This is a genomic window from Sphingobium sp. CFD-2 (assembly GCF_024611135.1).
GTDB lineage: Bacteria > Pseudomonadota > Alphaproteobacteria > Sphingomonadales > Sphingomonadaceae > Sphingobium > Sphingobium fuliginis.
Genome location: NZ_CP084405.1, coordinates 2,404,011 through 2,416,947, shown reverse-complemented (window position 1 = coordinate 2,416,947; position 12,937 = coordinate 2,404,011). Strand labels below are relative to the sequence as shown.

The 12,937-nt window shown below is 63.8% G+C and carries 12 protein-coding genes, 1 tRNA gene and 1 pseudogene; 8 read left to right on the top strand and 6 right to left on the bottom strand.

The genetic code is table 11. The features are described from left to right. Positions 1-29: 29 nt before the first annotated feature. From LDB29_RS11925 to LDB29_RS11905, 5 genes are all read left to right on the top strand, one after another. A complete protein-coding gene (locus LDB29_RS11925) occupies positions 30-788 on the top strand; it encodes a ComF family protein (RefSeq protein WP_025547738.1) in 759 nt (252 codons plus the stop codon). 44 nt (positions 789-832) lie between these two features. Beyond that, positions 833-1,090 carry a glutaredoxin 3 gene (gene grxC, locus LDB29_RS11920; RefSeq protein ID WP_025547737.1) on the top strand — a complete coding sequence of 86 codons (258 nt, stop codon included), beginning with the start codon at positions 833-835 and terminating at the stop codon, positions 1,088-1,090. Positions 1,091-1,095: 5 nt separating this feature from the next. Beyond that, positions 1,096-1,926, top strand: a complete 831-nt coding sequence (locus LDB29_RS11915) for a carbon-nitrogen hydrolase family protein (RefSeq protein WP_025547735.1) — start codon at positions 1,096-1,098, stop codon at positions 1,924-1,926. Then, entirely contained in the window at positions 1,923-2,405 is a 483-nt protein-coding gene (locus LDB29_RS11910; RefSeq protein WP_025547733.1) for a DUF1178 family protein, read from the top strand. The genes LDB29_RS11915 and LDB29_RS11910 overlap by 4 nt, the downstream gene beginning before the upstream one ends. A 34-nt stretch (positions 2,406-2,439) precedes the next feature. Then, positions 2,440-2,516, top strand: a tRNA-Arg gene (locus LDB29_RS11905). 190 nt (positions 2,517-2,706) lie between these two features. Here the strand turns inward: LDB29_RS11905 and LDB29_RS11900 are convergent. The 3 genes from LDB29_RS11900 to LDB29_RS11890 are packed head-to-tail and all read right to left on the bottom strand — an operon-like array spanning position 2,707 to position 5,305. Continuing rightward, positions 2,707-4,368 carry a recombinase family protein gene (locus LDB29_RS11900; RefSeq protein ID WP_025547731.1) on the bottom strand — a complete coding sequence of 554 codons (1,662 nt, stop codon included), beginning with the start codon at positions 4,366-4,368 and terminating at the stop codon, positions 2,707-2,709. After that, entirely contained in the window at positions 4,365-4,766 is a 402-nt protein-coding gene (locus LDB29_RS11895; RefSeq protein WP_025547730.1) for a DUF2924 domain-containing protein, read from the bottom strand. Before LDB29_RS11895 ends, LDB29_RS11900 begins: the two co-directional genes overlap by 4 nt. After that, positions 4,766-5,305, bottom strand: coding sequence for a DUF3489 domain-containing protein (locus tag LDB29_RS11890; protein ID WP_025547729.1), 540 nt, complete (start codon positions 5,303-5,305; stop codon positions 4,766-4,768). The genes LDB29_RS11895 and LDB29_RS11890 overlap by 1 nt, the downstream gene beginning before the upstream one ends. A 574-nt stretch (positions 5,306-5,879) precedes the next feature. Here LDB29_RS11890 and LDB29_RS11885 point away from each other — a divergent pair. Genes LDB29_RS11885 through LDB29_RS11875 form a run of 3 tightly spaced genes read left to right on the top strand, consistent with a single transcriptional unit; the run spans position 5,880 to position 10,068 of the window. Then, entirely contained in the window at positions 5,880-7,547 is a 1,668-nt protein-coding gene (locus LDB29_RS11885) for an MFS transporter (protein ID WP_099186022.1), read from the top strand. 11 nt (positions 7,548-7,558) lie between these two features. Beyond that, positions 7,559-8,680, top strand: a complete 1,122-nt coding sequence (locus LDB29_RS11880) for an HlyD family secretion protein (RefSeq protein WP_099186021.1) — start codon at positions 7,559-7,561, stop codon at positions 8,678-8,680. Further along, the gene (locus tag LDB29_RS11875; protein WP_099186020.1) at positions 8,680-10,068 is read left to right on the top strand and encodes an efflux transporter outer membrane subunit; all 1,389 of its coding nucleotides are present in this window, start codon (positions 8,680-8,682) and stop codon (positions 10,066-10,068) included. Before LDB29_RS11880 ends, LDB29_RS11875 begins: the two co-directional genes overlap by 1 nt. 94 nt (positions 10,069-10,162) lie before the next feature. Here LDB29_RS11875 and LDB29_RS11870 read toward each other — a convergent pair whose 3' ends face one another. The 3 genes and pseudogenes from LDB29_RS11870 to LDB29_RS11860 form a co-directional block, all read right to left on the bottom strand. Beyond that, positions 10,163-11,359, bottom strand: a complete 1,197-nt coding sequence (locus tag LDB29_RS11870) for an IS256 family transposase (protein ID WP_037449607.1) — start codon at positions 11,357-11,359, stop codon at positions 10,163-10,165. 505 nt (positions 11,360-11,864) lie between these two features. Then, positions 11,865-12,095, bottom strand: a pseudogene (locus tag LDB29_RS11865) (GMC oxidoreductase); the annotation flags it as partial. 66 nt (positions 12,096-12,161) lie between these two features. Next, positions 12,162-12,935 carry an SDR family NAD(P)-dependent oxidoreductase gene (locus tag LDB29_RS11860; RefSeq protein WP_099186018.1) on the bottom strand — a complete coding sequence of 258 codons (774 nt, stop codon included), beginning with the start codon at positions 12,933-12,935 and terminating at the stop codon, positions 12,162-12,164. Positions 12,936-12,937 lie beyond the last annotated feature (2 nt).

The following is a 12,937-nucleotide window of genomic DNA, read 5'->3' as shown; positions in this document are numbered from 1 at the left end:
GCATGGGCGAAGGAGCGGGAACAAGGGAGATGATGTCCCTTGCCCTGCTTCACAAGAGCGTCCCGCTCCTCAAAACCACGCTCGGCCCGCTGGTCGATTATGCCCTGCCGCCACGCTGCCCCGGCTGCGGCGAGATCGTGGCTGCGGATGATGCCTTCTGCCTCGCCTGCTGGAGCGGGATGCGGTTCCTGGGCGCGCCCTGCTGCGCCCGCTGCGGGCTTCCCTTCGACTATGACCGCGGGGATGGCGCGGAATGCGGAGCCTGTCTGGCCGATCCGCCGCCCTATGACAGCGCGCGGGCGGTGCTGGCCTATGGCGATGTCGCCCGCACCGTGGCGCTGCGGCTGAAATATGGGCGGCGCATCGGTCTTGCGCGGCTGATTGCGAGGCAGATGGCGCGGCAGGTTCCGGCGGTGCGCGATGCCGTCATCGTGCCGGTGCCGCTGCACCGCTGGCGCTTGTGGTGGCGGGGCTTCAACCAGTCGGCGCTGATCGCCCGCCATCTGGCGCGGCTGACCGGCTTGCCGGTCGACAATCATGCGCTGCTCCGCACCCGCCGGACCCGGCCCCTGCGCGGCATGAGTCCGAAGACGCGGGCGAAGGCGGTGCGCGGCGCCTTCGCCCTGGCCCCGGGTCATATGCTCAAGGGGCGCGCCGTTCTGCTGATCGACGACGTGCAGACCAGCGGCGCAACGGCGGCCGCCTGCGCCCGGGCGCTGAAACGCGGCGGCGCGGCAAGCGTTCATCTGCTGTGCTGGGCGCGGGTGCTGCCGGACGGCGCCGATTGACAAACAGCCGCCGAACCACAATTTCGACGATCAAGGAGTAAGACATGGCGAAGGTCGAAATCTATACCAAGGCCTGGTGCGGCTATTGCGCCCGGGCGAAGGCGCTGCTGAACGGAAAGGGCGTGGCGTTCGAGGAATATGACATCACCATGGGCGGGCCCAGGCAGCAGGAAATGCTGGACCGCGCCAATGGCGGGACGACCGTGCCCCAGATTTTCATCGACGGCCGGCATATCGGCGGCAGCGACGACATGGCGATGCTTGAGCGGCAGGGCAAGCTCGACGCCCTGCTGGGGGCATAGGCCGGATGCGCGCCGCCATCTTCCAGATGACCAGCGGGATCGATCCCGCCGCCAATGCCACCGCCATCGCGGACATGGCTGCACGTGCCAAGGGGGAGGGGGCGGATATTCTCTTCACACCCGAAATGGCGGGCTATCTGGACCGCGACCGGCAAAGGGCGGCGGCGACCCTGCATTCGGAGGCGGACGACCCTGTCCTCGCCGCGGTGCGCAATGCGGCGGCGAAGCAGGGGCTGTGGGTGCATCTGGGCTCGACCCCGCTGAAGGATGAGCGGAGCGACGGGCGCTGGGCCAATCGCAGCTTCATGATCGACGATGGCGGCGCGATTCGGGCCCGCTACGACAAGATCCATCTGTTCGACGTCGATCTGGCGACGGGCGAAAGCTGGCGCGAATCGTCGGTCTATGGGCCGGGCGAGCGGGTCGTGGCGGTCGACACGCCCTGGGCCCGCATGGGATTGTCGGTCTGTTACGACATGCGCTTTCCCGATCTCTACCGGGCGCTCACCAACGCAGGCGCGACGGTGCTGCTGATGCCGGCTGCCTTCACCGTGCCGACAGGGAAGGCGCACTGGCACATATTGCTGCGGGCGCGCGCCATAGAGGCGGGATGCTTCGTCATCGCCGCCGCGCAGACGGGCCATCATGCGGATGGCCGCGACACCTATGGGCATAGCCTGATCGTCGACCCATGGGGGGACATGGTGCTCGACATGGGCGAGCAGGCGGGCCTTGCTCTTGCGGAGATCGACCTGTCGCGCATAGAGGACGTGCGCGGGCGGGTGCCCGCGCTCGCCAACCGGCGATCCCTGCCCATGGATGTGACGCTATCGTGATCGTTTTCGACCTCAAATGCGAATCCCAAGGCCATGTGTTCGAGGCGTGGTTCGGTTCCAGCGCCGATTATGAGGACCAGAAGGCGCGTGGGCTGCTCGCCTGCCCGCTTTGCGGCGACGGGCATGTCGGCAAGGCGGTGATGGCTCCCGCCGTCGCTGCCAAGGGGAACAGCCGGCCGGAAACCATGCCGCAGATCGCTTCTTCGGGCGATGCTTCGATCACCATGGGTGCGGGCGAGGAAGCGAAAATGCGCGAACTGGTGCTTGCGCTGGCGAAGGCGCAGCAGAAGGCGCTGGAGGATTCGACCTGGGTCGGGCGCGACTTCGCGGAACAGGCGCGCGCCATGCATTATGGCGAGCAGGATCGCACCAGCATCCATGGCGAAGTGGCCCTGAGCGAGGCCCGGGCCTTGATCGCGGAGGGCGTGGAGGTTGCGCCGCTGCCTTTTCCGGTCATTCCCCCCGACGCGAAGAATTGACCGCGCCGCTCTCTCGCAATAGAGCCGTCACCGGGCACCCGTAGCTCAGCAGGATAGAGCATCAGATTCCTAATCTGAGGGCCGTGGGTTCGAATCCCGCCGGGTGCACCACGCATTCTCGTATTACGAGGCCTTTTAGGCAGTGCCTGTGCCGGGCCTCGAAAATGGCGCAGTTCCGCGCCATTCTGTCGAGGTGCCGCAGAACCGAGTGCTGCAGAGACGTGCTTTTGGGCCTCAGAGCCACAAAAAAGACCCCGCGTCTCACGGGGCCTCGTCGGGTGGCACACGGTTTTGCCAAGGCTCACTGGAAGCCGAGCGCCTCGCGCTGCGCTTTCCAGTCCAGCGGAATGGCAGCATGCTTCATGAGTCGCCGGGACGTGAGTGTCGCCGGTTGCCGGCCTTCGAGAATGGCGGTGATGATGTCCGGCGCGAGGAAAGCCAGTCGCGCGACCCGCTCGGCTGTGCGATCGTTCGTCGCGGAAGTTTGCGTGAAGAGCTGCTGCCGAGCCACTTCCGCTTTGCGGATCAGAGCGATCAGCTCCAGATCGACGTTGGGCTTCTGCTCTTCGCCTGATCGCAGCACCAGCTTGAGATTGCGCCCATGCCGATCCGGCGCGGTTTCGATGTGGAGCGGCAAGCGGTGGCCGTCGTCTTCCACGATTGGCGCCGTGCCATCCAGCAACGCAACAAGACGGCGGCGGCTGATCGAGGCGTCGATCCTGTCGGTGTGGACCATAATAGCAAGATCGAGAGCTTGCAGCGTTCTACGAACCTCGCTCTTCCGTTTGCCGCGCATCGCTGATCCAAGTGCCTGGCCGGCATCGATCCGGCGCCTGGTCGTTTGGGCGTCAACCTGCGGCAGCACCATGATGGTTTGCGGATCGGCCAGGAGTGCAGCGGCTGCATCGACCGCGGCTTGCTCCAGCTCGGTAGCTGGCAATCGCAGGGCAGGGGCCCTGATCGCTGCCTCGTTCGTGGCGGATGCGATGCTGGACACATAATAACGATAGCGGCGCTTCTGCTTCACGGCATGGCTGGGCGACATTGGCCGATCGACATGGTCTCGAATCATGCCCGTGAGCAGGCTGCTATGTTCGCTATTGCCGCCTGCGCGACGGGTGCCGATCGCTCCTGCGCGTTTCGCCTGCACCGCATCCCACAGCGCCTGATTGATGATCGGCGGATGCTGGCCGTCATAGACCTGGTCGCGATGCCGGATCTTGCCGATGTACATGGGATTGGCGATAAGATGATGGAGCGGCCCACGCACGAATGACTGGCCGCCGCGAACGGACCCGTCGCGCATGGTCTGCCGCTTGGTGACGATGCCCTCCGTCTTCAACTCCTCCATCAGCACCATGATCGAAGGCACCGCCAGATAGCGGCGGAAGATATGCTCGACAGTCTTTGCCTCCTGTGGATTGGGCACGAGCTTGCGATCGACGACATCATAGCCGAGCGGCACCGGGCCGCCCATCCAGATGCCCCGGGCTTTGGACTGGGCGATCTTGTCGCGGATGCGCTCGGCGATCACCTCGCGCTCGAACTGTGCGAAGCTCAGCAGAACATTGAGCGTCAGTCGCCCCATGCTTGTCGTCGTGTTGAACTGCTGCGTGGCCGATACGAAGGAGGCGCCGGCCGCATCGAACACATCAACGATACGGGCAAAGTCGTTGAGGCTGCGGGTCAACCGGTCAACTTTATAGACGATGACGATGTCGACCTTACCGTCGCGAACATCGGCCATCAGGCGGGCGAGGGCGGGGCGCTCCATGCTGCCGCCCGAGAAGCCGCCATCATCATAGAGCGTGGGGACGAGCGTCCAGCCCTCGCTCTTCTGGCTCTGGACATAGGCGGCGCAGGCCTCGCGCTGTGCATCCAAACTATTGAAGGCCTGATCCAGCCCCTCTTCGGTCGACTTGCGCGTATAGGCCGCGCAGCGCAGCCGCTTCTTCTGGGTCATGGCTTCACTCCGAAGAAGCGCGGGCCCGACCAGTGCGCGCCCGTGATGTGGCGGGCCACGGCAGACAAGGAGGTGAAGCTCTTGCCCTTATAGCTGCAGCGGCCCTTTTCCTCCATCAACACATGATGGCTGGTTCCGCCCCACTCGCGCACCAGCTGCGTTCCTGGGGTCAGCTTGGGTGTGGACGCAGCGCGCGCCACTCCCGCACCAAGAAGGCGCACCCGCACCCGCTCAGCGAGGCCGCCCTGGGCGGCGCATTGCAGATCATGCGCCAGGGCGCGGGCGAGCAGGCTGGCGGCGATGCGCGGGGGCTCAGCCCCGTGCACCGTCCGCCACTCCGCCTTGAGCTCGGTCGGCTTCATTGCTGCCAGGGCAGCGATCTGCGCGTCCAGCTTCATCAGGCCTGGTTCCCCAGATGATAGCAGGTAACCTCGCCGCGCTTGCGCCTATCGATCGCATGGCCTTTCTTGCGCAGGCCGGTCAGCACAGCTCGCGTGGTGTGCGGCAGCCAGTTGGTGGCGCTGATCAGTTCATCCAGCGTGGCGCCGCTCTCGCGGCGGAGCATCTCCAGGACCAGCGCGCTTTTGCTGTGTGCGGCAGGTGACGGGGCTTCGGCGATCGGCGTGACCTCCGGCTCAGGTAGATCCGTAGCGGGTTCTTCTGCCTCCTCGGGCTCTACGCCGATGGCGGCGCGGCCCGCGTCAGTGATGACGACCCCGATCGAGCGGAGGCCATCCGTGCGCCAGGCGTCGGCCCCTGAGGGGAGATCGACCTCGGCGGCAAGCCCGCGCCGGATGAGCTGCTCGACGACCTTGCGAATGCGCGCAGGGCCTTCCCCCACCGCGTCGGGCGGCGGCAGCAGGCTGCCATTGTCGCGCTGTGCAGCGGTGGCGAGCAGTACCAGTTGGATGTCGGTAAGGCGAATAAGGCTGTTCATGGATGGTCTCCTTTTTGGAGCGGCGCTATTGTCGCTCCCACCACCCAGAGCCCCGTGGCGCGCAGCCTTGCGGGGCAGGGGCTCCTTAGCGAGCCACTATTCCATGTCGACAGCGTTCGCTCCATTCGTCAGCGAAGTCGAACGAAATCTGCGCAATATTTTGAGACTATTGAGGTGGCCTGATCGACTGCAGATGGGACATTCGCGACTGTCGGTTCCGGAGCGTGACAGTGCTATTCCGGACGGAGAGTGGGAGCGACTGTACTGTCCGTTGGATCCGACATTCCAGACATTCAGCGGCCCTGTTCCGATTCCCGAACCGGTCTTTTATTCACCTAAGCCGCAGCACCAATCCCCTCTTGGAAGGTCGATTTGAGAGCGGAACAAGCCAAGCAGGGCATCGGGCGATACAAGTACGAGCAGTCGCTGAAATTCTGGTTGAAGCAAGGCCCCTGCCCAACTTAACCGCTTGCATCGGCCAGATTCTGGAACGATCATGACATCGATTTTGGACTGGTGGTCTAGCCATCCTGCCGGTGCGGAGTTTCTTCACGACTGCCAAGGCTGATGCTTCATGGAAGATGAGTCCGGTTATCGATTCAAGCCGCACGAGCAGCCGACCTTGCCCGGGTCACCAGCCAATCCCGACCATCCGTCAGGTCGCCGCCTGTCTTACATCCTGATCGGCGTCATGATCGGGCTCACCAGCGGCCTTGGCAATGCGCTCATCACGGTCAACATCGCGTTTGCGCAGGGCACGCTGGGTCTCAATTCCAACGAGGCGGCATGGCTGATGGCGGCTTATTATATGACCTACACCTGTGCGAACCTGCTGCTCGTCAAATATCGCCAGCAGTTCGGCTTGCAACCCTTCATCCGCTGGATGCTGGCGATTTACGCGGTCACGACGCTTCTGCACCTCGGCGTGCACGGCTTCTGGTCGTCGGTGGCTGTACGCGCGGCGAGCGGCTTTGCGTCCGGCGGCCTCACCACACTCGCGATCCTCTATCTCATGCAGGGTTTTACCGCGCCAAAGCGGCTCACCGGCATCATGATGGGCATCTGCATTCCCCAACTCGCGACGCCGCTCGCCCGGATGGTCTCGCCGGGGCTGCTCGTCGCAGGCGACTGGCACATGCTCTATGTGTTCGAACTGGGCCTCACACTGATCACGCTGGCCGCCATTCTTGCCTTGCCGTTGCCGCCGAGCCAGCGCAGCCAGGCGTTCGAATGGCGTGACTTCCTGACGATCGGATTGCTGGCGCCGGGCCTTTGGCTGTTCATCGCGGTGCTTTCCGAAGGACGGATCGAATGGTGGACCGAGCGTGCCTGGATCGGCTGGGCGCTTTGCGCCGGCATCGTGCTTGTCGCCACCTCGCTCATCCTCGAACATTATCGCGAGAACCCGCTCATCAATACCCGCTGGCTTGGCACGCGACAGATGATGCGCCTCATTTTCATCGCGTCCATAGTGCGCATCCTCTTGTCCGAGCAGGCCTTCGGTTCGGTCGGGTTGCTCAATGTGGTCGGCATGATCAACGACCAGATGGTGATGCTCAATCTCGTGATCGTGCTCGCCTCGGTCGCGGGATTGCTGACGGCCGTATTGACGCTCAATCCGGCAAACCTGTCCTTGCCGATTACGCTCGCCGTCGCCCTTATCGCCATCGCAGCTTTCATGGATGCGGACTCGACCAATCTGACACGCCCCTCCAGCTTCTATCTGAGTCAGGCGATGATCGGCTTTGCCTCTCTCCTGTTTCTTGCCCAGGCCATGGTCATCGGCATTGCCCGCACATTGCTTGCCGGACCGAAGAATTTCATCAGCTTCGTCGTGCTGTTCAACCTGAGCCAGAGCCTTGGAGGGCTCGCCGGTTCGACGATGCTCGGCACCTTCCAGGTCGTCCGTGAGAAGTTCCATTCGCATGCGCTGGTGCAAAATATCGTCATGACGGATCCTCAGGTCGCCCAGCGCGTCGAAGGCGGCGCGGCGTCGGTTCGAGGCCTGATTGGCGATCCGCTGTTGCGCGGTGCGGAGGGCGGAGCATTGCTGGCCCGCCAGGTGGCCCGAGAGGCCAATATCCTTGCCTTCAATGATGTGTTTCTGTTGGTCGGCGTGCTGGCCGTTGCGGGCGTGATCTGGGGCCTTCTCATTCGCCGTTCCATCTTGCGGCGCAAGGAGCCCTCGCCCATCATCCAGCTCCAGCAGGCCCTGCAGGCGCAGGCGGCAAAGGCAGGTTAACGGGGGGTTTCATGACGGATCAGGCGGCGACATCCCGAGCTGCGGCAGCTGCGCCGCCTCCCGATCCGCAGGTCGAGCCTTCTTCGCAGGGCTGGAGTCCTCCCCGCAAAAGCCGTACGGCGGCAGTGGCGATCGGCGCTCTCGCGCTCGCAGGAATCGTGGCCATACTCTACGCTTGGCGACTGCCGCCTTTTGACGGATGGGCCGAAGACACCGACAACGCCTATGTCCGCGGCAAGGTGACGATCATAAGCCCCCAGGTCAGCGGTTATGTGACCGGGGTGCCGGTGCAGGACTTCCAGACGGTGAAGAAAGGCGATGTCCTCGTCACCATCGACCAGCGCATCTATGGCGCGCGCGTCGAACAGGCGAAGGCCAATCTCGCAGCGCAACGTGCCGCTCTGGCCAATTCGCAACAAAGCCAGCGCGGTCGCGAGGCAGCGCTCACCGGTCAGTCGGCAGGCATTGCCAATGCGCAGGCCCAGTTGGTCCGCGCCCAGGCCGACATGAAGCGGGCCGCCGCGCTCGTCGCCGATGGCTCGATCTCCGAGCGTGAGCGCGATCAGACTCGCGCCGCGCTGCTCGCCGCCCAAGCGGCCGTGCGACAGGCCAGTGCTGCGCAGCAGATTGGCCAACAGGACGTCCGTTCGGTGATCGTGGGGCGTGGCGGGCTGGAGGCTTCCGTCGCCGCCGCCCAGGCCGCGCTTCATCTCGCCCAGGTCGATCTCGACAATACGGTCATCCGTGCTCCGGTCGACGGTGAGCTCTCGGAAATCGGCGTGCGCAATGGCGCCTTCGTTTCGGCGGGAACCCAGCTCATGTTCCTGGTCCCTCGCGATCGCTGGGTCATCGCCAACTATAAGGAAGCGCAGACGCGCAAGATGCGCATCGGTCAGCCCGCGACCTTCCGTGTCGACGCACTGGGCGGCGCCAAGCTCAGGGGGCATGTCGAGAATCTCTCGCCTGCCGCCGGCTCGGAGTTCGCCGTGCTCAAGTCAGACAATGCAACGGGCAATTTCGTGAAAGTGGCGCAGCGCATCGCCGTCCGCGTGAAGATCGATCCAGGGCAGGAGATGGCGAAACGCCTGCGCCCCGGCATGTCCGTCGAGTTGCATGTCGAGACAAACGACTGATGCGCCGCGCCTGCACGATCGCGGCATTGCCTCTCCTGCTCGCTGCCTGTGCCGGGCCGCATGTCGAGACCGCGCGGGTCGATCCAGTGACGCCGCCGCAGGGCTGGCGCACGTCGCCCGACCAGAGCGGTGCCCTTGATGCGGACTGGTGGCGGACCTTCGGCGACCCGGAACTGACCGCTCTGGTCGAGCATGCGCTTGCAGGCAATCTCGACATTGCCATGGCCGGCGCGCGCATCCGTGAAGCGAAGGCGCAGGAGAGAGGCGCGCGCGCCGCGCTATTGCCGACCCTGGCGACCGGTGCGGGCGGTGAACGCTCGCGCAGCGTCAGCGCGTTCGGGACGCCCGAAGTGCAGACCGCCGGGCAAGTGCAGGTCCAGACGGCCTGGGAGGTGGATCTCTTCGGCCGGCTGTCCGACCAGGAATCGGCAGCGCACGCAGCATGGCTGGCAAGCCAGGCCGCCCGCGACGCGGTTCGCCTGTCGATCGCCTCGACCGTGGCCAGCGGCTATGTGACTCTCCTCGCGCTCGATGCGCGGCTTGACGTCGCCCGCCAGACCGTCGAGGCACGCAAGGAGGCGCTGCAACGCATTAGGCGCCGCTCGGACGCAGGTTATTCACCCAGGCTCGAGCTTGCTCAGGCAGTGGCGGAATATCAGGGCGCGTTGCAGATCATCGCGCCGCTAGAGCAGGCGCGCACGCGGCAGGAAAACGCGCTCAGGCTGCTCAGCGGCGACTTGCCCGGTCCCATAGAGCGCGGCGCTTCGCTTGCCGCGCTCACAGACCCCGCAGTGCCAGCCGGCCTCCCTTCCCAACTGCTGCGTCGTCGTCCGGATGTCGCGCAGGCCGAGCTTCAGCTTGCCGCCGCCGATCATGCCCTTGCGGCTGCGCGCAAGCGCTTCCTGCCCCAGTTGCGCTTGACCGGGCAGGGTGGTGCGGTTTTCTCGACCCTGCTCGACGATCCGATCACCATCTGGTCGCTGGGCGGCAGCGTGCTTGCGCCGCTGTTCGAGGGCGGGCGCTTGCGCGCGGGCGCGGAAAGCGCCGGTGCGCAGCGTGATCTGGCTGCCTTTGCCTATCGCAAAACCGCTCTCAATGCCTTCCGTGAAGTGGAGGACGCGCTCGCGAATATCGTTCAGACAGATACCCAGTTACGCATCGTGGCCGCTCAGCGCGACGCGCTCGCCGAGACCTTCCGTCTTGCCTCAAATCGCTACAAAGCAGGCTATTCGCCCTATCTTGAGCAGTTGGACGCCCAACGCGGCCTGCTTGCCGCCGAGCTGAATCTTGTCCAGGCTCAGGCAGATGCCTTCACGGCGCGGATCGCCCTCTATCAGGCCTTGGGTGGCGGGTGGAACGAGGCTTCGCCAATTGCACCATCGGACTGACACAAGGTAAACCGGGTCGGCAGCCGCCGGCAAAGCGGTCATTCAGGTCCAGGTTGTGTGCGTCAAGTTCTGCAAATAGCGGCGGGCATGCTGGCTAGGCGGCTTGACGTAGATCGGCTTTCTTCATCTCCTTAAGGTCGTTCATGTTGAGATAGCGGTTGGCTTCGAGCCAGTTTTCGTGGGTCTCGACAGCAAGCGAGCGTATGAGGCGCAAACAGCTGTCTTCATTGGGGAAGATACGCAGGACGATCGTCCTGCGTTTGATTTCTTCGTTAAAGCGCTCGAGCATATTGGTGCTCTTCATATGTTTATGATGCTGCCGCGGAAGCCGGTAGAAGGTGAACGTCTCCTCGATGGTTTCTTCCGCCCAGCTGGTGAGCTTGGGGTATCGTGGCGACCATTTTCTCAGCCAGGCAGCCAGATCGCTTTTGGCCTCTGATAGTTCGCGACGATCGTAGATCCAACGCAGCTCCTGCAGGCAGTCGTCATCAGCTTTACGCGGCAGATGGTCGAGAGCATTTCTTAAAAAGTGCACGTAACAGCGCTGGAACCAGGCATCTGGCAACACTTCACGAACAGCGGCTCGTAAACCCGCATGGTCATCGGCAACGATATATTCGACACCGTGGAGGCCGCGCTCCTTGAGGCCGACGAGAAAGTCCTTCCACGAAGAGCGGCTCTCGCGGTTGGCGAGCTCTACAGCCAGAATCTGGCGCCGGCCTTCCCAGTCCACACCCAGTGCGACGAGTACGGCGCAGGAGCGCACCACGCCTGCCTGGCGGACTTTCTCATATTTGGCATCGATGATGAGGTAGGCGAACGGCTCGTCCAGCCGACGTCGGGCAAAGGCTGTCAGGCTCTCGTCCAGTCGCTTGTTGATCGCTGAGATGGTCGAGGCGGAGAAGCTGTGGCCGCAAAGCTCTTCGGTGATAGCCTTCACCTTCCGGGTCGACACACCCTGGACGTACATCTCGGCTAACGATGCCACGAGCGCCTGCTCCGAGCGCTGATAGCGCTCAAACAGCTCGGTCGAGAAACGGCCGTCGCGATCCTGCGGCACCCGCAGCTCCAGCTTGCCCACCCGCGTGATCAGCGTCCGATTGTAATGTCCGGATCGATAGCCAACACGGCCGTCAATGCGTTCGCTCTTCGAGGCGCCAAGGACATCGGTCATCTCACCTTCCAGCATCTCCTGCAGCAAATCCTGCACGATCTCCCGCAAGGCGTCGCGGTTCGCGCCCATCAAATCTTTGACGGCCGCTATCGATGGTCTATTCTCATTCCTGGTCATGGTGGGGCTCCATTGGGGTTGGCGACTTTGAACATCACCAGCCTGCCATGGCCGCTCAAATCCTCAATGGATTTTGCAGAACATCCCGCACACTACCCAGGTCCAGCACTGATCGCTCCGATAGCTGGCCAGGCCAGCTTCCTGGTGAGTTTCACCAACAGGGCGGCGGTATTCAGGCCACGCTTGCTAGAAGGGCAGCGATCTGCCAGCTACCCTCTAAGACCTGACGGGATGGACCCCCCCCGCAGCATCGATGTGCCAAAGCGGAGGTATTGAGAATAGAGGCGCCTTGCGTATCAGTCGAACAGGCGCGTCACTATCGGCCCTGCCTCCGGATCAACGGCGATGACATTACCCCCTGCTCGTCACTGACGTTGCGATAGCCGATCGGCGCGCAGCTCGGCCATGGCCCTGCTGCGCCTTCTCGATCATATCCTTGCGCGTTTCCTCGGAGAGATTGTCGCCACAGCTATCGTTACGAATGACCGTTTTTGTGGGCGTCGCCTCAGTATCCACGCTTATCTCGAAGGATAAATTCGGCGGCTCGCTCTGCGATCATGATGGTCGCGGCATTGGTGTTGCCCGATACGATCACCGGCATCACCGAAGCATCGACGACCCGCAGGCCGTCGATACCGCGTAGCTTCAGCGTCCCGTCGACCACCGCATTCTCGCCCCCCATTCGGCACATACCGACCGGGTGATAGCCGATATTCGCGCTTTGCCGGACATGGGCTTCCCAAGGCTAGGTCGCTGGCGGGGATTTGGGCAGGATAGTTAGCAGCGACTAACCCCGTCTTCATCAGGAGACATGATAGCCGCCGTCCACCGTCAGATGATGGCCGGTTATATAACTGGCGGCGTCGCTGGCGAGGAACAGGATGGCGCGGGCCTGTTCGATCGGCTGGGATATGCGGCCCAGCGGAATGCGGCCCGGCAGGGTCATCGGCCCCTTGAAAGGCAGACTCTCGCCCATCGCCTTCGCGCCGCCGCTTGCCGTGCCGCCCGGTTGGATCGAATTGACACGGATCTTATGCTCGGCGAACTCGACCGCGGCGGCGCGGGTCATCGCATCGACGCCCGCCTTGGCCGAGTCATAATGGGTGTTGTTGAAGATCGTCGGATGGTCGGCGCTCACGGACGAAACGTTGACGATGGAGCCGCCCCGCCCCTGGTCGCGCATGATCTTGATAGCCTCGCGCATCATCAGGAACGTACCGCGCGTGGTGACGGCGTGCATGATGTCCCATTCCGACGCGGGCATCGTCATGGTGTCCGCCTTGCGCCGATAGGCCGCGACATTGGCCAGCACGTCGAGGCCGCCCAGTTCCGCCTCCGCCCTTTTGAAGGTCGAGAGCACCTGCGCCTCGTCCGATATGTCGCAGACGGCCCAGGGCGATCCGGTCGCTTCCGCTGCCTCGCGCACGGCGTCTTCGACGACGTCGATGAACAGCACCCGTGCGCCGACCTGCGTGAACAGGGTTGCGGTGGCGCGGCCGATGCCGGACCCAGCGCCGGTGACGATGGCGGTCTTGCCTTCAAGGCCGTAAAATGAAAGTGCTTCCGGGGCGGACATAG